Annotated in this window: 25 protein-coding genes and 2 tRNA genes; 12 read left to right on the forward strand and 15 right to left on the reverse strand. The window is 60.2% G+C overall.

All coding sequences use genetic code 11. From position 1 onward, the window contains the following. Window positions 1–51: 51 nt before the first annotated feature. Together BHV64_RS11040 and BHV64_RS11045 are read right to left on the reverse strand one after the other, a co-directional pair. Window positions 52–387 carry a DUF1469 domain-containing protein gene (locus BHV64_RS11040; RefSeq protein WP_015545943.1) on the reverse strand — a complete coding sequence of 112 codons (336 nt, stop codon included), beginning with the start codon at window positions 385–387 and terminating at the stop codon, window positions 52–54. Between the two features lie 21 nt (window positions 388–408). Continuing rightward, complete coding sequence (locus BHV64_RS11045; protein ID WP_015545944.1) at window positions 409–618, reverse strand: YtxH domain-containing protein; 210 nt, start codon at window positions 616–618, stop codon at window positions 409–411. Window positions 619–686: 68 nt separating this feature from the next. On the opposite strand from BHV64_RS11045, the gene BHV64_RS11050 reads away from it, so the two are divergent. After that, entirely contained in the window at window positions 687–1196 is a 510-nt protein-coding gene (locus BHV64_RS11050) for an SLOG family protein (protein ID WP_217727047.1), read from the forward strand. A gap of 346 nt (window positions 1197–1542) precedes the next feature. Here BHV64_RS11050 and BHV64_RS11055 read toward each other — a convergent pair whose 3' ends face one another. The 3 genes from BHV64_RS11055 to BHV64_RS11065 all read right to left on the reverse strand — a co-directional run bounded on the left by BHV64_RS11055 (window position 1543) and on the right by BHV64_RS11065 (window position 4155). After that, the gene (locus tag BHV64_RS11055; protein ID WP_217727045.1) at window positions 1543–2451 is read right to left on the reverse strand and encodes a hypothetical protein; all 909 of its coding nucleotides are present in this window, start codon (window positions 2449–2451) and stop codon (window positions 1543–1545) included. Window positions 2452–2568: 117 nt separating this feature from the next. Next, window positions 2569–3804, reverse strand: coding sequence for a 6-phosphofructokinase (locus BHV64_RS11060; RefSeq protein WP_015545947.1), 1236 nt, complete (start codon window positions 3802–3804; stop codon window positions 2569–2571). 150 nt (window positions 3805–3954) lie between these two features. Next, window positions 3955–4155: a cold-shock protein gene (locus tag BHV64_RS11065; RefSeq protein ID WP_015545948.1), complete on the reverse strand. Its 201-nt coding sequence runs from the start codon at window positions 4153–4155 to the stop codon at window positions 3955–3957. Window positions 4156–4294: 139 nt separating this feature from the next. Between BHV64_RS11065 and BHV64_RS11070 the strand changes: the two genes are divergently transcribed. Beyond that, on the forward strand, window positions 4295–4591 hold the full coding sequence (locus tag BHV64_RS11070; RefSeq protein WP_015545949.1) for a hypothetical protein: 297 nt from the start codon (window positions 4295–4297) through the stop codon (window positions 4589–4591). A 3-nt stretch (window positions 4592–4594) separates the two neighbouring features. After that, window positions 4595–5668 (forward strand): TIGR04133 family radical SAM/SPASM protein, encoded by a 1074-nt coding sequence (locus BHV64_RS11075; protein ID WP_217727044.1) that lies wholly within the window; start codon window positions 4595–4597, stop codon window positions 5666–5668. Between the two features lie 4 nt (window positions 5669–5672). Here the strand turns inward: BHV64_RS11075 and BHV64_RS11080 are convergent, their stop codons facing one another. Together BHV64_RS11080 and BHV64_RS11085 are read right to left on the reverse strand one after the other, a co-directional pair. Next, window positions 5673–6338, reverse strand: a complete 666-nt coding sequence (locus tag BHV64_RS11080; protein WP_015545951.1) for an ATP-binding cassette domain-containing protein — start codon at window positions 6336–6338, stop codon at window positions 5673–5675. After that, on the reverse strand, window positions 6325–6645 hold the full coding sequence (locus tag BHV64_RS11085) for a hypothetical protein (protein WP_168949170.1): 321 nt from the start codon (window positions 6643–6645) through the stop codon (window positions 6325–6327). Before BHV64_RS11085 ends, BHV64_RS11080 begins: the two co-directional genes overlap by 14 nt. Window positions 6646–6948: 303 nt before the next feature. On the opposite strand from BHV64_RS11085, the gene BHV64_RS11090 reads away from it, so the two are divergent. Together BHV64_RS11090 and BHV64_RS11095 are read left to right on the forward strand one after the other, a co-directional pair. After that, window positions 6949–7023: transfer RNA gene (locus BHV64_RS11090), tRNA-Pro, on the forward strand. Window positions 7024–7091: 68 nt separating this feature from the next. After that, window positions 7092–7165 (forward strand) — tRNA-Pro (locus BHV64_RS11095). Between the two features lie 199 nt (window positions 7166–7364). On the opposite strand, the gene BHV64_RS11100 is transcribed toward BHV64_RS11095, so the two are convergent. From BHV64_RS11100 to BHV64_RS11120, 5 genes are all read right to left on the reverse strand, one after another. Then, a complete protein-coding gene (locus BHV64_RS11100; protein ID WP_217727042.1) occupies window positions 7365–8006 on the reverse strand; it encodes an HAD family hydrolase in 642 nt (213 codons plus the stop codon). A 30-nt stretch (window positions 8007–8036) separates the two neighbouring features. Beyond that, window positions 8037–8975 carry an SDR family NAD(P)-dependent oxidoreductase gene (locus BHV64_RS11105; RefSeq protein ID WP_288115956.1) on the reverse strand — a complete coding sequence of 313 codons (939 nt, stop codon included), beginning with the start codon at window positions 8973–8975 and terminating at the stop codon, window positions 8037–8039. Then, entirely contained in the window at window positions 8975–10189 is a 1215-nt protein-coding gene (locus tag BHV64_RS11110) for an NADH:flavin oxidoreductase (RefSeq protein ID WP_288115957.1), read from the reverse strand. The genes BHV64_RS11105 and BHV64_RS11110 overlap by 1 nt, the downstream gene beginning before the upstream one ends. A 178-nt stretch (window positions 10190–10367) precedes the next feature. Beyond that, window positions 10368–11129 carry a DUF1295 domain-containing protein gene (locus tag BHV64_RS11115; RefSeq protein WP_015545955.1) on the reverse strand — a complete coding sequence of 254 codons (762 nt, stop codon included), beginning with the start codon at window positions 11127–11129 and terminating at the stop codon, window positions 10368–10370. Window positions 11130–11550: 421 nt separating this feature from the next. Then, window positions 11551–12966 (reverse strand): glutamate decarboxylase, encoded by a 1416-nt coding sequence (locus tag BHV64_RS11120; RefSeq protein WP_288115959.1) that lies wholly within the window; start codon window positions 12964–12966, stop codon window positions 11551–11553. 94 nt (window positions 12967–13060) lie between these two features. On the opposite strand from BHV64_RS11120, the gene BHV64_RS11125 reads away from it, so the two are divergent. Beyond that, window positions 13061–13792: an SIR2 family NAD-dependent protein deacylase gene (locus BHV64_RS11125; RefSeq protein WP_015545957.1), complete on the forward strand. Its 732-nt coding sequence runs from the start codon at window positions 13061–13063 to the stop codon at window positions 13790–13792. A gap of 378 nt (window positions 13793–14170) precedes the next feature. Here BHV64_RS11125 and BHV64_RS11130 read toward each other — a convergent pair whose 3' ends face one another. The 3 genes from BHV64_RS11130 to BHV64_RS11140 all read right to left on the reverse strand — a co-directional run bounded on the left by BHV64_RS11130 (window position 14171) and on the right by BHV64_RS11140 (window position 16689). Then, on the reverse strand, window positions 14171–14746 hold the full coding sequence (locus BHV64_RS11130) for a hypothetical protein (protein WP_217727040.1): 576 nt from the start codon (window positions 14744–14746) through the stop codon (window positions 14171–14173). Window positions 14747–15093: 347 nt separating this feature from the next. Beyond that, window positions 15094–16218 (reverse strand): methylmalonyl Co-A mutase-associated GTPase MeaB, encoded by a 1125-nt coding sequence (meaB, locus tag BHV64_RS11135; RefSeq protein ID WP_015545982.1) that lies wholly within the window; start codon window positions 16216–16218, stop codon window positions 15094–15096. A gap of 6 nt (window positions 16219–16224) precedes the next feature. Next, the gene (locus tag BHV64_RS11140; protein WP_217727039.1) at window positions 16225–16689 is read right to left on the reverse strand and encodes a hypothetical protein; all 465 of its coding nucleotides are present in this window, start codon (window positions 16687–16689) and stop codon (window positions 16225–16227) included. 71 nt (window positions 16690–16760) lie between these two features. Between BHV64_RS11140 and BHV64_RS11145 the strand changes: the two genes are divergently transcribed. From BHV64_RS11145 to BHV64_RS11170, 6 genes are all read left to right on the forward strand, one after another. Beyond that, complete coding sequence (locus tag BHV64_RS11145; RefSeq protein ID WP_217727038.1) at window positions 16761–17750, forward strand: glycosyltransferase; 990 nt, start codon at window positions 16761–16763, stop codon at window positions 17748–17750. 210 nt (window positions 17751–17960) lie between these two features. Next, the gene (gene mce, locus BHV64_RS11150; RefSeq protein ID WP_022061034.1) at window positions 17961–18371 is read left to right on the forward strand and encodes a methylmalonyl-CoA epimerase; all 411 of its coding nucleotides are present in this window, start codon (window positions 17961–17963) and stop codon (window positions 18369–18371) included. 4 nt (window positions 18372–18375) lie between these two features. After that, window positions 18376–19941, forward strand: a complete 1566-nt coding sequence (locus BHV64_RS11155) for an acyl-CoA carboxylase subunit beta (protein ID WP_015545985.1) — start codon at window positions 18376–18378, stop codon at window positions 19939–19941. Window positions 19942–19953: 12 nt separating this feature from the next. After that, the gene (locus tag BHV64_RS11160) at window positions 19954–20292 is read left to right on the forward strand and encodes an OadG family protein (RefSeq protein WP_229028689.1); all 339 of its coding nucleotides are present in this window, start codon (window positions 19954–19956) and stop codon (window positions 20290–20292) included. A 36-nt stretch (window positions 20293–20328) separates the two neighbouring features. Continuing rightward, complete coding sequence (locus BHV64_RS11165; RefSeq protein WP_015545987.1) at window positions 20329–20790, forward strand: biotin/lipoyl-containing protein; 462 nt, start codon at window positions 20329–20331, stop codon at window positions 20788–20790. Between the two features lie 4 nt (window positions 20791–20794). Then, window positions 20795–22006, forward strand: coding sequence for a sodium ion-translocating decarboxylase subunit beta (locus tag BHV64_RS11170; protein WP_205760775.1), 1212 nt, complete (start codon window positions 20795–20797; stop codon window positions 22004–22006). The last annotated feature ends 116 nt before the right edge of the window (window positions 22007–22122 follow it).

Below are 22122 nucleotides of genomic sequence, written 5' to 3' on the forward strand. Positions count from 1 at the left end.
CCTTCGCGGAAGGCCTGAAAAAGCCGGAGCAGCTTGCTGCTCCGGCTTTTTTCATTTTTTCTGCAACTCCTCGCGGAGCTTCAGAAACAGAGAAACCTTTCCGGCGAGCCATTCGTAGCCCGTTTGCGCTGCATGGGCCACCTCGTAAACCGTTTCGGCCTGCCTGCGGATCTGTTCCACGGCGTCGCGGATCGCGAACAGGTAGACGAGGAGTGCGAGGACGGCGAAAAAGCCGCCTGCGATCAGCGCCGAGGCGATGAACGAACCCGTAACGGACGAAAGCCAGATAACCAGCGCCGTGAGCAGCAGCAGGATGGCAATGCCCGCAGTCGTTGCGAAAAACAGCAGCGCGGCTATGAAACGGCCGCCGGAAGGTTTATTCTCCATTGTTGCGTCGTGCCGGGAGGGTCATTTTTCGTCGCATTTGCAGCGGGCTTCCTCGATCTCCCTCTCGACTTTGCCGAGTTTGTCTTTCACCTTGTCGATCTCGTCATCGATCGAATCCTTGATTTTCTGGCGCAGTTCCGGACCGGACTGGGGCGTGAAGAGCATTGTGAGGGCCGAACCGATGATCATGCCGCCCACGAGCGATACGATGGCAATTCCTGTGTTTTTCATAGTTGCTGAAAGTTTTAATTCAGCAATGGGGCTTGCAAAGTCCGGGCCAAAGCCTTACCTTTGGACGCATGATCGCCGATCGCCGCACATCCGTCGCCTTTACCGGCCACCGCACCTATCGCGGCGTGGCTGCGGACGCCCTGCGCCGGACGGTGGGGGAGTTGTACGCGCTGGGTTTCCGGAACTTTTTGAGCGGCATGGCCGTGGGGTTCGATTTGGCGGCCGCCGAGGCGGTGCTGGAACTCCGGGAGCGTGCGCCCGGCGTGCGGCTCGTCGCTGCGGTTCCGTTCCGGGGGCAGGAGATGCGCTTCTCCCCGGCCGACCGCGAACGCTTCCGGCGCGTGCTGGCCGAGGCCGATTCCGTCGAAGTGCTTGCGCCGGCCTACCACCGGGGCTGCTATGCCGTGCGCAACGATTTTCTGGTGGACAACGCCCGCGTCCTGGTGGCGTGGTACGACGGTTCGCCCGGCGGCACCCGCTACACCGTCCGCCGCGCCCTCGGCCGGGGACTGGAGGTCGTCAACCTCTGTCCGGCGGCTCCCGTGCCGCCCGCTCCCGAACCGACGCTCTTCGGATAAAAAAGCGGCCCGGAGGCCTTGCGTGGTCGGCAGATTGTGACAAACTGTTACATTGAGTTTTACTCTTGAATAATCGCTCTGTTTTTCAACCCGAAGCCAGCGGAGTGGCTAAACATGTATGTTGCAGCCCTCCGCAGCCGGGGGCTTGCCTTCGGCTTCCTCCTTGCACCTCGGTAAAATCAGCGAGCTGTTTTACCCTCGGTCGCTGCGTCGGTTCGGGCTGCCGGACTTGCATTGCAAGAAAAAATAACAACCCCTCTGCCGGATTATTCTGAATATCTGTTGATTGCGATCTTTTGACCACTCATGGCCCGGAGGCTGCCCTTCTCTGTCGTGCGAATCATTTTTATTCTGCCGTTCCTGCCGTCTCCTCCGGCTGCGTCAGCTCAATGCCTCGGAGCAGTTCTTCGACGCGTCGGAGGGTACTCGTCTTGCCGTATTCCTTCGAGGGGTAGCTGATGCCGACGGTGATGAGCGACTGCCCCTGTTTGAGGTCGTAGGCCGTGAATACGAATCCCGGATATTCGGTCCGGCGGCCTTCGCTGTACAGCATGTCGGTGCCGTTCGATACGAGGGGGCGCGAGGCCTTGATGATCCCGCCGTCGTAGTAGGCCGAATCGCGGCTCGCGCAGTAGTCCGAGAGGTCGGCGATGCTCTTCGCCTCGGGATCGAAGACATCTTGCAGGGCGTCGATGTTGAATTCCCATTCGCCGTCGAGGACGTACATCGTGTAGCGGGCGTAGGTTGAGTCGGTTTCGGGTTCAATGCTCTCTTCGAGGGCGGAGTATCCGGCCGGAATCCGGATTCGCAGCCCGAGGTCCGTGCAATCATAGGTCTGTTCGGTGTCGAGCAGCGGCAGCTCGCCGCCTTCGTCCACCAGCTGCGTGGAGAGCACCGTGAGGTATCCGATGAGCAGGGCGGTGCAGACGGCTGTTGCGAGCATGCGCCAAAAGGCGGCGTATTCGCCGGCTCCATGCTTGATTTTCAGCCAGACGTATAATCCCATGATTGCCTGCCAGACACCCCAGAGGATGGCTCCCGTGGCGATGACGTAACGGCCTCCGGCTTCGGTGAAATAGTAGGAGATGAAACTGAAAGCCAGTCCGCCGACGCACCACAGCAGTCCGACGAGGATGTTCTTTTTCGCTTCGGCGAGCGATGCCGCCGGCTGTCCGGCGGATTCGGAGACCGTGGATGCCGGCTCCGCAGGTGTTTCGGGCATCGGCTCGAACACCGGTTTTTCGGTCTTTTCCATGATGAATTGGGTTATTCTGGGATGCAAATATACGAAATCCCCCCCCCGAGCAAATATTTTGCGAAAAAAATCCCCGCCCGCGATGGGCGGGGATCAGAGTATGGGATTGCGACCGGATTATTTCCAGTTCAGGATCTTGTGGAAGTCGTACTCCTCGGGATTGGGAACGTAAGCCTTGGCGGCTTCGTAGTCGGCCGGGGTGATGGCGTTGAGAATGGTCTCCACCACCGACGTGAACTTGTCCGACTTGATGTCCACCAGACGGGGCGGAATCTTGCCCGTCGTGGGGTCCTGCAAGTCCTTGAGGTAGAGCGGCGAGACGTTGCCCTCCGAATCCACGTAAACCATGCAGCCCGTCTTGCCCTCGGCGAAGAGCTTGTGCACGCCGATACCCAGCTCCGAGCAGTAGGTCAGGTCGTAGGCGATCGGGGTCTGGCAGCGGATTTCGTAGCCCAGCTCCACCGGACGGCTCTTGACCTTGAGACCCAGCTCCTTGAGCTTCATCTCGATCATCTCGTTGAAGATGTGCGCCTTCGACACCTTGCCCAGCTCGGGATGTCCGTGCTCGTCGTAGGTGAAGTGGATGCCGCTCTTGCGGATCTCCTCGTCCGACAGCGCGTGGAACACGCCTTCGGAAATCACCGCTGCGCCGTAGTCCATGCCCATGATCTTACGCTTGATGATCGACGAAATCACCAGGTTGACGATCTTCTCGACGGTGATTTCCGTCTTGTCGAACATCTCGGGAATGACGATCATCGGGTAGTGGCAGGCCTCGCCGATGCCGAATGCCAGGTGGCCGGCCGAACGGCCCATGGCAGCCAGCACGAACCAGTTGCCGCTCGTGCGTGCGTCGACATAGACGGCGCGGGCGATGACTGCGCCCTTGTCCTTGGCCGACTCGTAGCCGAACGTCGGCGTGCCCTTCGGAAGCGGCAGGTCGTTGTCGATGGTCTTCGGCACGTGGATGTTGGCGATGGGGTATTTCTTGGCCTCGAGGAACTTGGCGATACGGTTGGCGGTCGAAGCCGTGTCGTCGCCGCCGACGGTCACCAGCAGTTTGATGTTGTTGTCGGTGAAGAACTTGAGGTTGAAGTTGTTCTCGAAATCCGAGTCCTTGGGTTTGAAACGGCTCATCTGCAGGAACGAACCTCCCTGGTTGAAGATGCCGTCGGCCATCGGGTAGTCGATGTCTACGGTGCGGGGCGAGGGGTTGAACAGGCCCGTGTAACCTTCGTGCAGGCCGATGACGCGATAGCCCTGGCGCAGGAACGTTTTGGCGACACTGCCCACTACGGTATTCATGCCGGGAGCCGGTCCGCCGCCGGTCAGAATTGCGATTGCTTCTTTCATGGTTTTGATAGGGTTTTTATGTTTTGAGAACCTTTTTTTCGGTTTCGGACGCCCAAAAGTACTGCTTTTTTTTCAAACGGGCAAGAAAAAAGGAGGCCTCCGGTTCGAGGGGACCTCCTTTTTTGCTCTCTGTAATTATAGTTTGCGCGATTACTCAACTACAGTTACGTTAATAGCCTGTTCTCCCTTGGCACCGGAGCCAACTTCGAACTCGACTGCCTGACCTTCGTTGAGCGACTTGAAGCCGTCCTTTGCGATGCCCGAGAAGTGTACGAAAATCTCTTTTCCGTTCTCCGCCGTAATGAATCCGTAGCCTTTCTTGCCATCGAACCATTTTACCTTACCTGTCATAAAAATAGAGAATTAAAGTGTTAATGTGTTCGGCAAAGTAAAATAAAAAACATTGGCTTTCAAAACTTTTTGGCATGTTTTTTCGTCTTGTGCGGAAAATTCTTATCTTTGCATTGAGAATGTTAAACCTCATGGCGTTATGAACAGAAATCTGAAACTCGCGCTGGCAGCCCTTCTGGGCTTCTCCGCAGCCTGTACGTCGGTGAAAAACGCTCCCAAGGAGGACACCGCGAAGACGCAGGGCGCCGATACGACGGCCGTAAAGGGATACCCCGAATTTCCCCGCCGCGTGGTGGTCATGTACGGCGTGCGGACGCCCCGGCAGGACAGCGTCCGCAACGAGCGGCTCAAACGCCTGGAACGCGAACGTCCCGATTCGCTGCCTCCCGTGGCCGAACGTCCGCAGGAGGAGGACCCTTCCGTCGGCAGAAAATAAGCCATGTCACGCCGCCGGCTGGGGCTTCGCAAACGACTGGCCCTCAATATTTTTTCCGAACTCTATGCTTCGACGGTGCGCGAACACCGTCTCGATACGCTATTCTGGGAGTGCACGCTGCGCTGCAACCTCTCGTGCCGCCATTGCGGCAGCGACTGCCGGGTGGACCCCGGCGTGGCGGACATGCCGCTGGCTGATTTTCTGAAGGTGCTCGACGAGGAGGTGACGCCCCACGTCGATCCCGCCGACGTGCTGGTCATCTTCTCGGGCGGCGAGGTGCTCGTCCGCGCGGACCTGGAGGAGGCGGGCGCCGAGGTCACGCGCCGCGGCTATCCGTGGGGCATGGTGACCAACGGCATGGCCCTGACCCCGGAACGTTTCGGCCGTCTGCTCGACGCGGGGCTGAAATCGGTTTCGGTGAGCCTCGACGGTTTCGAGCGCGAACACAACTATATCCGCGGGAATCCCCGCAGTTACGACCGCGCGCTGGAGGCCGTGCGGATGATCGTGCGCGAACCCTCGCTGTCGTACGACGTGGTCACCTGCGTCACGGGGGCGATGGTCCCGCAGCTGGAGGCCTTCCGCGACATGCTCCTTTCGGAGGGGGTGCGCCGCTGGCGGCTCTTCTCGATTTTCCCGATGGGGCGTGCCAAGAACGACCCGACGCTGCGGATGACCGACGCCCAGTTCCGGGAGATGCTGGAGTTCATCCGCCGCACGCGGCAGGAGGGCCGGATCGAGGTCAGCTATGCCTGCGAAGGCTTCCTGGGCGGTTACGAGGCCGAGGTCCGCGACCATTTCTACCAATGCGCCGCGGGTGTTTCGGTGGCTTCGATCCGTGTCGACGGGGCCATTTCGGGGTGCACGTCGATCCGCGCCAACTACCATCAGGGAAACATCTACCGGGATCGGTTCTGGGACGTGTGGCAGAACCGCTTCGAGCCGTTCCGCGACCGTGAATGGGCGCGCAGGGGCGAATGCGCCGATTGCTCGATGTTCCGCTACTGCCAGGGCGGCGGCATGCACCTGCGGGGCGACGACGGCGAATTGCTCTACTGCCACTACCGCCGGCTGTGACCGTTCAGAGATGGTTCAGATAGCCCCGCCGGACCAGGTCTTCGTCGTTTTCGCACGGATAGGCCTGCCCGTCGGCCATTACGTACAGCCGGTCGGCAATGCCGGTCACGTGGCGGTACATGTGGTCGGTGAGCAAAATCCCTTTCGTGGCCTTTTCCTGCCGAATGAGTGTTTGGAGCGTTGCAACGTGCAGGGGTGCAATCTGCGAGAACGGCTCGTCGAGCAGGATGAACCGGGCCGGGCTGCGCAGGATGATGAAACATTCCAGAATCCGCTGTTCCCCGCCCGACAGCTCCCCGATGCGGGTTCCGCGCAGGGAAATGAACTCCGGAAACCACCGTTCCAGGTCTTCCCTTTGCAGCCCGAAATCGCCGAGCGCGCGTTCCAGCCGCAACCATCCGGGAATGAACGGATGCTGCGGAAGGTAGCGAATCTCCTTTTCGGTAAACCGTCTGTGCCATTTCCCGTCGATGCGCATTGAGCAGAATCCCGCTTTCAGCGACCCCGACAGAATCTTCATCAGACAGCTTTTTCCGCATCCGTTGCGCCCGAGCACAGCCGTCACGCCGCCTGTTTCGACGAGCAGGTAAACACCCGAGAGAATGCGCCGTTCGCCGAACGCCAGCTCTGCGGAGTCGATTTCGAGAATATGTTTTTCAGCGGGCGGCATGCAGCAGGGCGGCGGAATAGTTCAGCAAAAGACAGCATAACCCGAAATCCACCGCGCAGCTTACGCCCAGCAGTGTTCGGCGGCGGATGCCGAGGTTGCGGTAATAGTAGAATTCATCGGAATAGCGCGGGATGATCCACACGTAGAGGAAAAGCGGGTAAATCAAAGCCTTTCCCAACAGCAGGGCCGGGACGATCGGCGTTCCGTGGACCTTGGCGACCCATGCCAGAGCGAGGCTCGCCGCTCCGCAGAAGAGGAGCATCGCCGAGCGGTAGAAGCGGAGTATGAGCAGCAGTTTGGCGGTCATTGTCTGTAAACATGAAAAAACGGGCGGCCGCAAAACTGGATTGCATCCGGGGCGGTTGCGCCTCCTGGCCCGTGAAAGCGTCGTTGCGGCATCAATATACGAAAAAAATCGGTCTCTTGTTCCGGAAGCCGGGATTTTCCGCCGCCGGGGCGGACCGGGCGCTGCGAGGCGGCCGCGATCGTCCGCTGCGGGGCTTTTGAGTCCGGTCCGTTATTTTTGAAGAATGTTTTTTCGGAAATAATTTTGTCTTTTCGGATTTTAAACTTATCTTTGTGCGCTCTTAAAACGATAAGGGCACTTGTTCGGGGTGTAGCGCAGTCCGGTTAGCGCGCCAGCTTCGGGAGTTGGAGGTCGCTGGTTCGAATCCAGTCTCCCCGACAAATCGGCAGACTGCTCGATAGGGTGGTCTGCTTTTTTATTGAAATTCCGGCGGAAGCCGCGGCGTTCGGAGTGTAGCGCAGTCCGGTAGCGTATCTGGTTTGGGACCAGAGGGTCGCAGGTTCGAATCCTGTCACTCCGACAGACGATGTATGAAATGAGGCAACCCCTCCGGTCGCAGGACCGGAGGGGTTGCTTTGTTTTGTTCCTGTCTTTGCCGGATCGGCGGGCTTTCGGCTGGCGGCGCGGTTTCTGCGTATGACGCGGATGATGCGCTCCCTGCCGACGATGCGGTTTCCGTTGCGTCCGGCGACGGACCCGTGCCGTCGGCCTGCGCGATTTTACAGGATCTCTTCGTAACGGTTGAGATTGTCGAGTATGTGGCCGAAATCCTCCCCCGGACCGGGCATGTAGACCGCGAATCCGAGTCTCTGCGCAGCGTCGACGTTCTTCTGTCCGTCGTCGATGAAAAGCGTCTCTTCGGGGCGCATGCCGCCTGCGGCGATCATCTTGCGGAAAATCGCCTCCGAGGGCTTCAGCTCGTGCAGTTCGTAGGAGAGGAAAACGGCATCGAAATAGTCGTCCATCGTCTTGCCGTCGGCCGTGAACATCCGTCGGATGTATTTCATCGACGCGGGGTTGTTGTTCGAGAGCACGCAGGTCCGGATTCCGCGCTCGCGCAGGGCGTCTATCTGGCGGAGTTTCGCGACCGGGATGCGCACGAGAAATTGGCCGTAGGCCCAGGCGATCTGCGCGTCGGTTATCTCGGGCGTGCCCGACAGGCGGCGCATTTCGTCGCAGGCTTCGTGGAACGAAATGACGCCGTGTTCCAGCCGTCCGATCATCTCGGCGGGGTAGTAGGGGTTGATCAGATCGGCCACGGCATCCATTCCGAGGCTCCGGAAGGCTCCGGTGCAGCGGTCTATGTCCAGATCGACCAGCACGCCTCCGAGGTCGAAGACGACGGTTTTGATTGTGTTCATAATTTATTGTTTTTTTCGTGCTCGAAGAGCCTATTTCTGAAACTTCATCGTGAACCTGCGGACCGGACGCAGCACCCACATCGGCAGTATCTTGCAGAGGGGAATCCACACGCGGTTCCACCAGTCGGGGACGATGCACCGGCGTCCCCGCCACAGGGCGCGCAGTCCGCGCCGGGCGCACGAGTCGGCCGTGATAAGCACCCCGAGGCGCGTGCCGATGCGCTGCCAGCGGGGAGTCAGTCCGTAGAGGTCGGTCGCCACACCCGCCGGGCAGACCGCCGTGACGCGGATGCCGTGCTCGCGGACCTCCTTTGCGAAGGCCACCGAGAACGACCGCAGGTAGGCCTTCGACGCGCTGTACAGGGCCAGTCCCGGAAAGGGCATCCACAGCGAGTAGGAGGACATGTTGAGAATGTGCCCCCGGCAGCCGCGGCGCACCATGTCGGCCGCCGCCATCCGGCACAGTTGGGTGTTCGTCAGGTCATGCAGCAGGATGATGCGCTCGATGCGCTCGGCGGGGGTTTGCAGGATGTCGCGGAACGAGAATATCCCGGCGTTGTTCACCAGTACGTCGATGGCGGCTCCTTCGCGTCGCACGGCCTCCCACAGCTCCGCAGCGGCTTCGATGCGCGCCAGGTCGATCTCCACGATCCGCACCTCGGGCCGGAACCCGGCGGCGGGGGATGCCGCTTTCCGGACGCCGCCATCCGGACCCGCTCCGGCGGCGAGTATTTCGCTGCATACCGTCTCCAGCGGTTCGCGGCGGTTGCCCGCCAGCACCAGGTTGTAGCCCAGCGCCGCCAGCCGCAGGGCGTAACAGCGTCCGATGCCCGACCCGGCTCCCGTGACCAGCGCCCAGGCGCTTCCCGGGGCGACGGCTCCCCGCCGGCCGACGCTGCGGCCGCTTCCGGAAACGGCTGCGGGCGAGGCGCTGCGCTCCCCGCACGGTGTGATTGCTTCGCGTTTCATCACGGCAGGCGTTTGAGTTCTTCGACGATCCGTCGCGGGAGGTTGTCGCAATGCTTGCAGCACTTCATGTCCACGGAGTACATCCGCGCGATGCAGTAGTTGCGGTGGTCGCAGGCGCTTCGCGTCGCCGCGTCGCCCTCGCGGAGCTTTGCGACGAACGCCGGGTCGTTGACGAGCGCCCGGGCCATCTGAACCAGCTCGAATCCCGAGTCCAGCGCCCGGTCGATGCCCTCGCGGCTGACGAGTCCCCCGACGTAGATCAGCGGACCTTTCAGGGCGGCCTGGAATTTCTTGGCGTCTTCGAGGAAATAACACTCCTCGAAGGGGAACTGTTTTATCATAAAGGGACCGCACCAGCGGATGAAGTAGCGCAGCCACAGCGGCGAGTAGTAGCTCATGGTGTAGATCGGGATCAGCCCCCGCATGACGGCCATCGGGGCCTTCGAGACGAATCCGCCCGAGAGGACGATGCCGTCCACGCCGAACGATTCGATGACTTTGGCGATCTCGATGCTCTCGGGGATTTCAATGCCCCCTTTGAAGCCGTCGTACATGTTGTGCTTCACGGTGATCGCCATGCCGCACGCCCGGGCCGCCTCCACGGCCTCGCCCAGACACATGCGCATGAAGCGCATGCGGTTTTCGAGCGAGCCGCCGTATTCGTCGTGCCGGTGGTTGGTGTAGGGCGACAGGAACTGCGAAATGAGGTAGCCGTGCCCGGCGTGCACCTCCACCGAGTCGAATCCGGCGTCGCGGGCCGTGCGCACCGCCGTGCCGAAGTCGCGGGCCACCTGTTCGATCTCGCGTCTCTTCATGCCCCGCACGGGCGTGTAGGCGTAGAGGTTGAATCCCGTCGAGGCGCCGATGGGCATCTGCCCGGCGGTGGTCCAGTGGGTCATGTTGCCGCAATGTCCGATCTGGATGGCCGCGGCGGCCCCTTCGCGGTGCACGGCGTCGGTGATTTCGCGCAGTCCGGGGACGATCTCGGGACGCAGCCACAGCTGCTTGTTGAACGACAGTCCGCTGCGGCACACGGCGGCATAGGCCAGCGTGGTCATGCCCACGCCGCCGCGGGCTACGGCGACGTGGTAGTCCTTGAGCTGCCGGGTGGGACCGAAGTCCTTGCCCATGGATTCGAAGGCCGCCGAACGGATCGTGCGGTTGCGCAGCGTGACGGGGCCTAATTTATAAGGGGTGAAAAGTGTAGAGGACATTGAATTGAAAGTTGAGAGTTAGAAGTTGAGGGTTGAAAGTCGGATGCGCAGACCTCGTTCCGAAACGTGAAATTCTTGCGTCGTCCCTGAAGTCGTCTTCTTAATCCGGCGGGCGCAGAACTGGGTGAAAAACGTTGTAACGGACCATCCGCAACCTGAACCCCGCCTTTTAGGCGGGTCAATAGATGAAGGGGATGATCCGTTTGCGGCGAAGGCGCGAAAACTCTTCGCCGAACTCCTGCTCGTAGCGGCGGCGCAGCGATGCGGCGCGCGGTGCGAGGTTGGCGAAGGTCCACCATGCGAAGACCGTTCCGGCCCACGACCACGAGGCTACGGCGAATCCCACCCATTCGAGCAGTTCGCCGAAGTAGTTGGCCGACGAGACGTAGCGGAACATGCCCCCGCGGGGGATGTAGTGGCGCGTGTCGCCCGGGCGGCGGAGGTGGCGGATGATGTGGTCCGAATGGAGGTTTACGGCCATTCCGGCCACGAACAACGCCCCGCCGATATAGATATAGGGCTGTGCGAACCATCCGGCGTAGTAGTCAGCGGGCGAGACGTAGAAAATCCAGCCTCCCTGCATCAGGGCGTTGAGCGTGTTGAAGACCATGCCCATCACGACGATGCCGAGGGGCATGCGGCCCTTGCCGCGGATCAGCAGCGGGAAGATGAAGGCCCGCTGGAGGTAGTGGGCCTGGAACAGGCAGAACAGCGCCAGCGGCCCGGCCTGCCACATCCTTTCGGACGAGGCCCACAGCACGCACATGAGGATGAAAACCGGAGATTCCATCACCATCCAGCCCACGCGGTTGGGCACGGGAGGTCCGTAGCGGCGGTCGAAGAGATAGCCGTAACCCGCCTCGAAGAAGTGCAGCGCGGCGTAGACCACGGCGGCCAGAAGGGCCATGACGATCAGGAAAATGTCGAAATTCTCTTTCATAGACGTTGGGGATAAAACGCACGAAAGATACGTATTTTTTCCGGTCCCGGCAAGTCCTTTGCGCCCTATGTTTTGTTCGTTGCGTCGTGTCGCTGCGGGGGCGTTTTTCCGGTCCGTGGCGGCAGCGCCGGGCTTGCGTAGGCCGCCGCCGAAGGTCCGGAAGAGCCTCCCGCCGCAAACGAAAAAGACGGCTCCGCTTCGGGGGTGAAGCGTGAGCCGTCCGGCGTTCTGCCGCCCGGAGGGGGCGCGTGTCGCGGGGAAGGTCCCTGAATGTTCGGTCAGCCGTTGCCGGCCGCGAGAAAGCGCCCTTCAGGGGCGGCTTGAGAAGCCTCTTTTGGATGCTATGGCCGAAATTGCGGTCCGAAGGCCGCTTTTCCCGCCAGCGTTCCGGCAGTCGGAGGTCCGGTGATCTCCGGCCGCATCAATGCGTGTAGACCTTGCCTTTCTGGCGCTCCTTGTTCTCGTACTTGATGCGCGAGGGGGTGGGGTACCGGAGTTTCTCGAACTCGGCCACGGCGTTGCGGATGTCTCCCAGAAGCATGTCTGCCATGTCGCGCGACATGCCCTGGCGAACCACGATGCGCATGACGATCATCTCGTCGATGTTCTTGGGCATGGTGTATGCCGGGACCATCCAGCCGCTCTGCTGCAAGGCGGCCTGCAGGTCGAACAGCGTCCATTTGGCCTTCTTGTCGTATTCGGGGTCCATCATCCAGATGAACAGCGGGTTGACGACCTCTTTGGCGTAGTTCCGGAAGCACGGCATCTTGCCGATCTGCTCGTGGCAGTACTTGGCGATGTCCATCGAGTTCTGCTGCACCTCCTTGTACCCCTCGAATCCCAGCCGGATGAAGTTGTAGTACTGGCCGAGAATCTGCGCCGCCGGCCGCGAAAAGTTCAGGCCCACCTGCGTGATGTTCGCGCCGAGGTAGTTGACCGAGAACGACATTTCGTCGGGCAGGTACTTCTTGTCCTTCCATACGACCCATCCCAGTCCGGGGTACACCAGTCCGTACTTGTGGCCCGACGTGGAGATCGACAGCACCCATTTGAGGCGGAAGTCCCACTTCTTCTCGGGGTGCAGGAACGGCAGGATGAAACCGCCGGAAGCCGCGTCGACGTGGATCGGGATTTCGTAGCCCGTCTTGGCGTTGTAGGCGTCGAGCGCCTTGTCGAGACCCTCGATGTCGTCGTCGAGACCCGTCCACGTCACGCCGGCGATGGGCACGATGCAGATGGTGTTCTCGTCGCAGGCCTTCAGCGCCTCGCCGATGTCGAGCGTCGGGTGGTCGAGCGTCAGGGGCACGGTGCGCATCTCGATCTGCCACAGCTGGCAGAACTTCTCCCACACGACCTGGAATCCGGTGCTCATCACCAGGTTGGGTTTGTCGAATGGTTTGCCTGCGGCCTTGCGGCGCGCCCGCCAGCGCAGCCATGCGGCCACTCCGCCCAGCATGCATGCTTCGGACGATCCGATGCCCAGCGCGCCGGTTTTCCACTCGGCCTTTTCGGGCGAGTTCCACATGTTGGCCACGATATTGAGGCAACGGCCGCACATCACCGCGACGCGCGGATACTCCGTCTCGTCGATGTAGTTGATGTTGATGGCTTCGTTCATCAGCCGTGTGGCGTAGTCGTCCATGTAGGTGGTCACGAACGTCGCCAGGTTGAGCCTCGGCTGGGTCTGGGGATAGGTCTCGTCCTTGACCAGCTGATAGGCGATTTCGGGTGCTGTCTTGTTCTTGGGAATGAATTCCGTGGGAGCGGGCGAACGCATCTCTTTCGAGCCGAAAATGTCGGTCAGGGTGTCTTCGGTGGTGTGTTTCTGTTGATCCATAGCGTAAAAATATTTATTTGGTTTACATCGGACCGATCTTGCACGAACTATGCCATAAATTTGTTACCTTTACCGGGCGAAACTACATCATGCAATGAAAAAACTTGTTGTCTTCACCGGCGCCGGCGTCAGCGCCGACAGCGGTTTGGCGACGTTCCGCGACTCCGACGGAACATGGGGGAATTACCGGATCGAGGAGGTCTGCATTCCCGAAGCGCTTGATTTCAATCGTCGGGGCGTCATCCGTTTCTACAACGAGCGGCGTGCCGAAATGCTCAAGGCCGAGCCGAACGCCGCCCACCGGGCGATTGCCGGTCTGGAACGCGATTTCGACGTCCGGGTCATCACCCAGAATGTCGACAATCTGCACGAAAGGGCGGGTTCGACGCATATTCTCCACCTGCACGGGGAGCTTACCAAACTTCGTTCGACGGACGATCCGTCGCTCATCCTGCCGTTCGACGGCGTCGAGCAGGGTTTCGACGACCGCGCTCCCGACGGTTCGCTGCTGCGTCCGCATATCGTCTTCTTCGGCGAGCCGGTTCCCGAATTCGACCGTGCGGCGGAACTTGCCGCCGGGGCCGACATCCTGATGGTGGTCGGAACGTCGCTGGCGGTCTATCCTGCGGCGTCGCTGGTGCGCTGCGTGCGTCCCGACATTCCGGTTTACGTGGTCGACCCGGGACGGCCGGCGATTCGCGGCGTGCGCAATCCGCTGGAGGTGATCCGCAAACGTGCCGCCGAGGGAGTTCCCGAACTGGCCGACCGCCTGCGCGCGGCCTGTGCGGAAGGGCGGTCCGAATCGCTTTTGCCCGGAAAAGCCTGATCCGCCCTTCCCGGCGGTTCCCCGCTTCCGGCCCATCCCGGTTTGCTCTCCGTTCTCGTTTTCCCGCTTTCGGCCCTCCCTCTGTCTTTCGCTTTCCGTTTCCGGCTTTTCCCGGCCGCACGCTGCGGTTCCGGTTGGCTCTTGCTCGGATTCACCCATATTCCGATCCGGCTCACTCCATCTCCGGCCCGTTTCGCACCGCCTCGTCTGGTCGCGCTCTGCGACCCATTACGCGGTTGCGCGTCTGTCCGTTCCGTGTAACGATGCGGTTACGTAATGCTGTCGGCTTCGGTCCGGTCGGTGTGCCTGCGGCCGTTCCTGCATGAAAATCCCCGCCCTCTCGAAAAGAGGGCGGGGCTGTTTTGCCGGAGATCGGTGTCAGTGTTTGTAGGTTGTTTCAGATATGGTTATAATATCCGTGCCATAATGCTCCTCCCGGTTTTCGCAAGTGAGGGATTTGTTCCCATATACGTAGTTGCGGGTCTCCCAGACGAGCTTACCTTCCGCTTCGTACGTAATTCCGTTGAGGCGTCCCCGGTAATCGTAACTGTAATGTCTTACCCAATCCCATGGGCGTTCGGCCGTTTCTTCGGCAGCCAGACAGCCGTGAATAAGCGGTTTCGTCAGTTCATCGTCGGAGTATGTGATTATGTATTTGCTTACAGCCGATACTTCGCCTGTATTCTTGAGCCAATATTTGTCACAGATTACCAGTTTTCCGTCGTAGGTGTATTTTGTTTCGGATACTTTACTATTCCCTCTGGAATATTCCAAACTGTGGACCAGCCGTTCCTGCTGGTCGTATTCGTTGCAAATCCGTTGGATGATATGGTCGTCCTTGTCCGTTATCCGTTCTTCCAAAACCTTTTCGAGAGCGTCATCCAGATAAGTGCGTTTGAATTTTTGCGAATTCCACAGGGTTTCACCGGCCCATGTTTTTTCCGTGTATGTCACCGTTTTGCCGTCATATACGTAGTCCGAAGTTGTCGTTTCCGTAACGCCGTCTCTCGAGTTCCGGGTTCCGGTCAGCCGATCTTTTGCGTCGTAGGTGTACGTTATCACATATGTACTCTACTCTCCTCCGGGATCGGTTCTGTGAAGGGTCGTTGTCAGCGGGTGTGTCCATTTAGAGTCGCCTGTGTTCTCTCCGTCCTCTTTTTCACAACCTGAAGCGAGCAGCAATATCGCCGCAGCCAGGTAAAAGCGTCCTTGTTTCATGGCTCGAAATTTTAACGATTATAAGGGCTGTATTATGGGCATATCCACCTGCCGGCAACCCGCCCGCCGGACTGTGACACGGGTCATTCCAGCGTCCGGGCGTCCTTGAAATAGATCTCCAGCAACTCCTTGGCGGCGATGAACGACGAGATTTTGTCCTCCAGCACGCGTTTCTCGTACGCTCCGATGCACGCCTCCACGGCCGGGTCGCGGTAGAAACTTCCGCGCAGCGCCTCGTTGATCGACTCGTACATCCAGTATTTGTTCTGCCGGTTGCGGTTGTGCTGGAAATAGCCGTTTTTCTGAATGTGGTCGAGGTACTCCTCCACGCCTTTCCAGACCTCCTCCAGCCCCGTCCGGGCCACCGCCGACGAGGTGTAGACCTTGGGCCGCCATCCCGATTCGGGCACGGGGAAAAGCCGCAAGGCCCCCTGGAACTGGGTCTGTGCCAGTTCGGCCTTGTGTATGTTCTCTCCGTCGGCCTTGGTGATGACCATCAGGTCGGCCATCTCCATGATGCCGCGCTTGATGCCTTGCAGTTCGTCTCCCGCACCGGAAATCTGCAACAGCATGAAGAGGTCCACCATCGAGTGCACGGCGGTTTCCGACTGTCCGACGCCCACCGTTTCGATGAAGATGACGTCGAATCCCGCGGCCTCGCACAGCACGATCGTCTCGCGAGTCTTTCGGGCCACTCCGCCGAGCGATCCCGCCGAGGGCGAGGGCCTCACGAAGACCGAAGGGTTGTTGCAGATGCTCTCCATGCGGGTTTTGTCGCCGAGAATCGAGCCGCCGCTGCGCTCCGACGAAGGGTCTATGGCCAGCACCGCCAGCTTGTGGCGCAGCCCCGCGACCATGTTGCCGATGGCTTCGATGAAGGTCGATTTGCCGGCTCCCGGGACGCCCGTGATGCCGATGCGGACCGATTTCCCGGCGTGCGGGAGGCACGCTTCGATGATCTCCTGCGCCTGTGCATAGTGGTCGGGGTTCGACGATTCGACGAGCGTGATGGCCTGCGAGAGGGTGGTGATGTTGCCCGCGAGAATGCCCTCGACGTACTCTCCGGTGGAGAGAGCGCGCTTCTTGCGCCGCTTGAAGTAAGGGCTTACTATCGGTTGTTCTTCAACGCCTTGCGTGACGTTGAGGGCTGTGTCGTGATGCGTGTCTGCGTACTCTTTTTCGTAATGGTCTATCCTGGTGAACGACATGGTGTGTCAGCGTGTTGATTGTTCGATCAGTTTTTCGTTGATTTGCAGGGAATTGCCCATCCAGAGGGTGCGGTTCTTGGCGTCGGTCAGCACGCCGAACGGCAGGTAGCTGACGCCGAACGCCGTGAAACTCTTTTCGGCGTTGAGGCCCACGGAGATCCGTTCCGAGAGGTAGGGGCGCAGCAGCGGGGCTATTTTCGCGGGGTCCTCCTTCGTCACGACGATCACGCGCAGTTTGGTACCCGATTTGCCCGTGATTTCCTTCAGGCGTTCGAGCGAGGTTTTGCACGCGGGATTCGTCGAATGGAAAAATTCGATGTAGGTCGTCGGGGCCGGTTCGGGCTGGCGGTTGTCGAGCCACGTCTGGATTTTGAGTTCGGGAACGCGTTCGCCGAGGGCGATGTTCTGGGCCGTGGCTCCCGCGGACGCGAAACCCGCGGCCAACAGCCATATAAGCAGCATTTTCTTCATAAGAGAGCCTTGTTTTATTCGATAAAGATAACAATTATTTGGCATATGGACCAATTTTTTAGAATCAAGTTATGAAAATAGGACTCGACACGGCTCCCGCCGCACTCCGCGGGACTTACTTCCAGCACCTCGCCAGCGTGCTGGCGCGCTACGCTCCGGAGCATGAATATATCATTGGCGCAGAGGTGAATGATGGTGTTGACCTCTACCACGGCTTTAGGTCGTCGCTGCCGTTGTCCGTGCATCTGCGGCGCGTGCCTTCGGTGATGACGGTCCCGAATCTCAATTTCCTGCGCTATCCGCATCTCTATACGTTTGCCGAACGGCTTTTCGTCCTGACGCTCTACCGCCGTGCGCTCCGGCGGGCCGGCCGGGTCATCACGGTCAGCACTCCGGCCCGCGAGGAGCTGTCGGAACGCCTCAATATCGACCCTTCGAAGATCGAGGTCATGGTGCCGCTGGCGGTTCCGGCTCCGCGCGGAAATCCATCTCAAGCGGAACTTGAACACGTGCGCCGCAAGTATGCTCTTCCAGAGCATTTTATATTGATGATAGGGACCGTCGAGCCGCGGCACAACCATCAGGCGGTTTTCGCGGCTCTGGCCGACGCTGCGTCCCCGGCCGGGGTGGTCGTCTGCGGCCGCCGCACGGCCTGGTCCGACTATCTGCTGGGCTATGCCCGCGCCCGCCGCATCGCCGCACGGGTGGATTTCATCTACGAACTGACCCCTTCGGACCTTCCGGCGCTGTTCCGTCTGGCGCGGGTCTTCGCCTATCTGCCCGACGCCGATGCCGAGGCGTCGGTCGTCCCCGTGGTCGAGGCCCTGCGGGCGGGTTTGCCGATGGTCTTGAGCGACACGCAGGTCAACCGCGAAGCCGCCGGAGAGGCCGCCGCCTATGTGCGTCCGGAGGCGCGGGGCGAGGTTCTCGCGGCGCTCGAAAACGCGTTGGAAGACGTGTCGTGGCGCCGCACGATGCAGGAGCGCGAACGCCGCCGCGCCGAACTGTTCTCCGAATACGCCGTGGCGGAACGGCTGATGCAGATTTACACGTCGCTGTAACCCCGGCTTTCAAACCGCAGGCCGCCGGAGGCTCCGCCGGAACGAATCGCCTTTCCGGACATTTCCTGCGAATTTCGAACCCGAAGTTATTGCCAAAAAAAGTACTCCGAATTTTGGCGGTTCTGAAAGATTCGTCTATCTTTGTGTTCGCAAAATAACAACGAACGAAACAACATACGAATATCCACTAACTTAAATTTAAATTTTGCTATGAAAGTTTCTCATATCGAGCATCTTGGCGTTGCCGTGAAGAGTCTCGACGAGGCGATTCCCTACTGGGAGAACGTATTGGGTCTGAAGTGCTATGCCATCGAGGAGGTCGCCGACCAGAAGGTCCGCACGGCGTTCTTCATGCTGGGGCAGACCAAGATCGAATTGCTGGAGCCGACTTCGGAGGATTCGACGATCGCAAAGTACATCGAGAACCGCGGCGTCGGCATTCACCACATGGCGCTGGCCTGCGAAAACATCGAGGAGCAGCTCGCCGACGCGGAGGCCAAGGGCATCCGTCTGATCGACAAGACCCCCCGCAAGGGCGCCGAGGGCATGACCATCGCCTTCCTGCACCCGAAATCGACCCAGGGCATTCTGACGGAGCTTTGCGAAAACAAAAACAAATAGGATTATGAGCCAGATACAGGAAAAGATCAACAAACTGATCGAGAACCGCGAAACCGCGCGTCTCGGCGGCGGCCAGAAGGCGATCGACAAACAGCACGATAAGGGCAAGTACACGGCCCGCGAGCGTATTCAGATGCTCCTCGACGAAGGTTCGTTCGAGGAGTTCGATATGTTTGTGACCCATCGCTGCTACGATTTCGGCATGGATCGCAAGCACACCTTCGGCGACGGCGTGGTGACGGGTTACGGCACGATCGACGGACGTCTGGTCTATGTCTTCGCACAGGATTTCACCGTGACGGCCGGTTCGCTGTCGCTGTCGATGTCCGACAAGATCTGCAAGGTGATGGACATGGCCATGCGCAACGGCGCGCCCTGCATCGGCATGAACGACTCGGGCGGCGCGCGTATCCAGGAGGGCGTCAACGCCCTGGCCGGTTACGCCAACATCTTCCAGCGCAACGTGATGTCGTCGGGCGTCATTCCGCAGATTTCGGCCATCTTCGGCCCCTGCGCAGGCGGTGCGGTCTATTCGCCCGCGCTGACCGACTTCATCATTATGAAGAAGGAGACCTCGAACATGTTCCTCACCGGCCCGAAGGTCGTGAAGACCGTGACGGGCGAGGACGTGACGCAGGAGCAGCTGGGCGGCGCCCTGATGCACACCACCAAGTCGGGCGTGGCGCAGTTCGCCGTCGACACCGAGGAGGAGGGTATCGGGCTGATCAAGAAGCTGATCTCCTACATGCCGCAGAACAACATGGAGGACGCTCCGCTGGCCGTCTGCACCGATAAGATCACCCGTCTGGAGGATTCGCTCAACGAGATCATTCCCGACAGCGCCAACAAGCCCTACGACATGACCGAGGTGATCAAGGCCATCGTCGACAACGGCGAGTTCCTCGAATCGGCCGCAGGCTATGCCAAGAACATCATCACCTGCTTCGCGCGTTTCAACGGCCAGTCGGTGGGCATCATCGCCAACCAGCCCAAGTTCATGGCCGGCGTGCTGGACATCAACGCCAGCCGCAAGGCTGCGCGCTTCGTGCGTTTCTGCGACGCGTTCAACATCCCGATCGTGACGCTGGTGGACGTTCCGGGCTTCCTGCCGGGTACGACCCAGGAGTACGGCGGCGTGATCACCCACGGCGCGAAGCTGCTGTTCGCCTACTGCGAGGCCACCGTGCCGAAGATCACTGTGACGCTGCGCAAGGCTTACGGAGGCGCATACATCGTCATGTCGTCGAAGCACATCCGCGGCGACATCAACTACGCATGGCCGACGGCCGAGATCGCCGTGATGGGCGCCAGCGGCGCCGTCGAGGTGCTCTACGGCAAGGAGCTGAAGGAGCTGGCCGACAAACCGGAGGAGAAGGCGAAGTTCATCGCCGAGAAGGAGCAGGAGTACAACGACAAGTTCTCCAACCCCTACAACGCCGCACGCTACGGCTATATCGACGACGTGATCGAGCCGCGCAACACGCGTTTCCGTGTGATCCGCGCCTTGCAGTCGCTGGCTACGAAGCGTTTGCAGAACCCCGCGAAGAAACATTCGAACATTCCTCTCTAACAGACTGAAAAGATGACAATACTGACAGTTATGAACTGGGGATGGTCCGAGATACTCTGGGTGTCGCTGATCGGGTTCAGCCTGGTGTTTATCCTGCTAGTGGCGCTGATCTTCATTATGAAGGCCTTCGGGGCCTGCTTCCGGGTCCGTCCGGCGAGCGGCAGGAAGGTCGACGCCCAGCCGATGATCAGCGAGGAGGAGATCGCAGCCATCGCTACGGCGCTCAAGATCTACAAGGGCGCCCTGCACGACCGCGAGTCCGAGGTGCTGACCATTCTCAACATCAAGCGGGCCTATTCGCCCTGGAATTCGAAAATTCACGGTTTAACCCAGCTTCCCGACCGGAGATAGGACCCTGCGTCGGAACAAGACAACCCAAAAAAGAAAATGAAAGATTACTCTTTGAAAATCAACGGACATAATTACAACGTCCAGATCGACGACGTGAACGAGGCCTCGACGGTAGCGCACGTCGTGGTCAACGGCGTGGATTACGAAGTCGAGATCGAGGGCGCGAAAGCCTCGACGGTCTCCAAACCCCAGGTGTCCCCGGCCCCCAAGTCGGCCAACAGCGCCATGATCACTCCCTCGACGGCCACTCCTTCGCCGCGCATCGCTCCCGCGCCTTCGACGTCGGGTTCCAGCGTGAAATGCCCGCTGCCGGGCACCGTGTTGAGCGTAAAGGTGGCTGTGGGCGATACCGTCGCGGCAGGACAGACGCTCGTCGTGCTCGAAGCCATGAAGATGGAGAACAACATCGACGCCGACCGCGCCGGTGTCGTGAAGCAGATTCTCGTGCAGCAGGGCGCTACGGTCATGGAAGGCGACGTTTTAATCGTAATCGGGTAGGACTATGTGGAATGCATTGACTTCCAGCTCCAATTTCGTGCTGGAAAGCCTTGAAACCTTTGCCGAATCGACGGGCGTGGCCGGTCTTTTCGCCAATATGGGGTGGGGCAGTCTGATTATGATCTGTGTGGCCTTCTTTCTGCTGTACCTGGCCATCAAACATAAGTTCGAACCGCTGCTGCTGCTGACCATCGCGTTCGGCATGCTGCTGACGAACCTTCCCGGAGCGAACCTCTACCATACGGAACTTTTTGCCGGGGGGCACGTCCACTGGGATATTTTCGTCGCCCAGGCGGGACTCCTCGATTACCTCTATCTGGGCGTGAAGCTCGGCATCTATCCCTGCCTTATCTTCGTGGGCGTGGGCGCCATGACCGACTTCGGCCCGCTGATCGCCAACCCCAAGAGCTTCCTGCTGGGAGCCGCGGCGCAGATCGGTATTTTCCTCACGTTCATCGGCGCTTATGCGCTCGGGTTCTCGCCCGCCGAGGCCGGTTCGATCGGCATCATCGGCGGCGCCGACGGTCCCACGTCGATCTACCTGACCGCGATTCTGGCTCCCGAGCTGCTCGGCCCGATCGCCGTGGCCGCCTACTCCTACATGGCCCTCGTGCCGGTGATTCAGCCGCCGATCATGCGCATGCTGACCACCGAGAAGGAGCGTAAGATCAAGATGCGCCAGCTGCGTCCGGTGTCGAAGACCGAGAAGATCCTCTTCCCGCTGATCATCACCGTGATCATCGCGCTGCTGCTGCCGTCGGCCGCTCCGCTCGTCGGCTGTCTCATGCTGGGCAACCTGATGAAGGAGTGCGGCGTGGTGGACCGTCTGTCGAAGACGGTGCAGAACGAACTGATGAACATTGTCGTCATCTTCCTGGGTCTCACGGTGGGAGCTACGGCTACGGCCGAGGCGTTCCTCAATCCGCGGACGCTGTTCATCCTCGTGCTGGGCGTGATCGCCTTCGCGATGGGAACCGCCGGCGGCGTGCTGCTCGCCAAGGTGATGAACTTCTTCTCGAAGGGCGACAACAAGATCAATCCGCTGATCGGTTCGGCCGGCGTTTCGGCCGTCCCGATGGCCGCCCGCGTGTCGCAGACCGAGGGCCAGAAGGCCGATCCCTCGAACTTCCTGCTGATGCACGCCATGGGTCCCAACGTGGCCGGCGTGGTCGGTTCGGCGGTCGCCGCGGGCATTCTGCTTTCGTTCCTCGGATAGGGAATCGCGTTCCGGGCCGCACGGCCCGATACGGTTGCAAGAGGGTTTCGGTTCGCCGGACCCTCTTTTTTGCGCCCGTGCCGTTGCAAGTCTCGCATTTTTCGCTATATTTATGA

It is taken from the genome of Alistipes sp. 56_sp_Nov_56_25 (assembly GCF_001915285.1).
In the GTDB taxonomy this organism is placed as follows: domain Bacteria; phylum Bacteroidota; class Bacteroidia; order Bacteroidales; family Rikenellaceae; genus Alistipes; species Alistipes shahii.

Bases quoted from the DNA above. Each gene is read 5' to 3' on its own strand.
- BHV64_RS11040 (WP_015545943.1), bottom strand. From the start codon at position 387: ATGGAGAATAAACCTTCCGGCGGCCGTTTCATAGCCGCGCTGCTGTTT.
- BHV64_RS11045 (WP_015545944.1), bottom strand. From the start codon at position 618: ATGAAAAACACAGGAATTGCCATCGTATCGCTCGTGGGCGGCATGATC.
- BHV64_RS11050 (WP_217727047.1), top strand. From the start codon at position 687: ATGATCGCCGATCGCCGCACATCCGTCGCCTTTACCGGCCACCGCACC.
- BHV64_RS11055 (WP_217727045.1), bottom strand. From the start codon at position 2,451: ATGGAAAAGACCGAAAAACCGGTGTTCGAGCCGATGCCCGAAACACCT.
- BHV64_RS11060 (WP_015545947.1), bottom strand. From the start codon at position 3,804: ATGAAAGAAGCAATCGCAATTCTGACCGGCGGCGGACCGGCTCCCGGC.
- BHV64_RS11065 (WP_015545948.1), bottom strand. From the start codon at position 4,155: ATGACAGGTAAGGTAAAATGGTTCGATGGCAAGAAAGGCTACGGATTC.
- BHV64_RS11070 (WP_015545949.1), top strand. From the start codon at position 4,295: ATGAACAGAAATCTGAAACTCGCGCTGGCAGCCCTTCTGGGCTTCTCC.
- BHV64_RS11075 (WP_217727044.1), top strand. From the start codon at position 4,595: ATGTCACGCCGCCGGCTGGGGCTTCGCAAACGACTGGCCCTCAATATT.
- BHV64_RS11080 (WP_015545951.1), bottom strand. From the start codon at position 6,338: ATGCCGCCCGCTGAAAAACATATTCTCGAAATCGACTCCGCAGAGCTG.
- BHV64_RS11085 (WP_168949170.1), bottom strand. From the start codon at position 6,645: ATGACCGCCAAACTGCTGCTCATACTCCGCTTCTACCGCTCGGCGATG.
- BHV64_RS11100 (WP_217727042.1), bottom strand. From the start codon at position 8,006: ATGAACACAATCAAAACCGTCGTCTTCGACCTCGGAGGCGTGCTGGTC.
- BHV64_RS11105 (WP_288115956.1), bottom strand. From the start codon at position 8,975: ATGAAACGCGAAGCAATCACACCGTGCGGGGAGCGCAGCGCCTCGCCC.
- BHV64_RS11110 (WP_288115957.1), bottom strand. From the start codon at position 10,189: ATGTCCTCTACACTTTTCACCCCTTATAAATTAGGCCCCGTCACGCTG.
- BHV64_RS11115 (WP_015545955.1), bottom strand. From the start codon at position 11,129: ATGAAAGAGAATTTCGACATTTTCCTGATCGTCATGGCCCTTCTGGCC.
- BHV64_RS11120 (WP_288115959.1), bottom strand. From the start codon at position 12,966: ATGGATCAACAGAAACACACCACCGAAGACACCCTGACCGACATTTTC.
- BHV64_RS11125 (WP_015545957.1), top strand. From the start codon at position 13,061: ATGAAAAAACTTGTTGTCTTCACCGGCGCCGGCGTCAGCGCCGACAGC.
- meaB (WP_015545982.1), bottom strand. From the start codon at position 16,218: ATGTCGTTCACCAGGATAGACCATTACGAAAAAGAGTACGCAGACACG.
- BHV64_RS11140 (WP_217727039.1), bottom strand. From the start codon at position 16,689: ATGAAGAAAATGCTGCTTATATGGCTGTTGGCCGCGGGTTTCGCGTCC.
- BHV64_RS11145 (WP_217727038.1), top strand. From the start codon at position 16,761: ATGAAAATAGGACTCGACACGGCTCCCGCCGCACTCCGCGGGACTTAC.
- mce (WP_022061034.1), top strand. From the start codon at position 17,961: ATGAAAGTTTCTCATATCGAGCATCTTGGCGTTGCCGTGAAGAGTCTC.
- BHV64_RS11155 (WP_015545985.1), top strand. From the start codon at position 18,376: ATGAGCCAGATACAGGAAAAGATCAACAAACTGATCGAGAACCGCGAA.
- BHV64_RS11160 (WP_229028689.1), top strand. From the start codon at position 19,954: ATGACAATACTGACAGTTATGAACTGGGGATGGTCCGAGATACTCTGG.
- BHV64_RS11165 (WP_015545987.1), top strand. From the start codon at position 20,329: ATGAAAGATTACTCTTTGAAAATCAACGGACATAATTACAACGTCCAG.
- BHV64_RS11170 (WP_205760775.1), top strand. From the start codon at position 20,795: ATGTGGAATGCATTGACTTCCAGCTCCAATTTCGTGCTGGAAAGCCTT.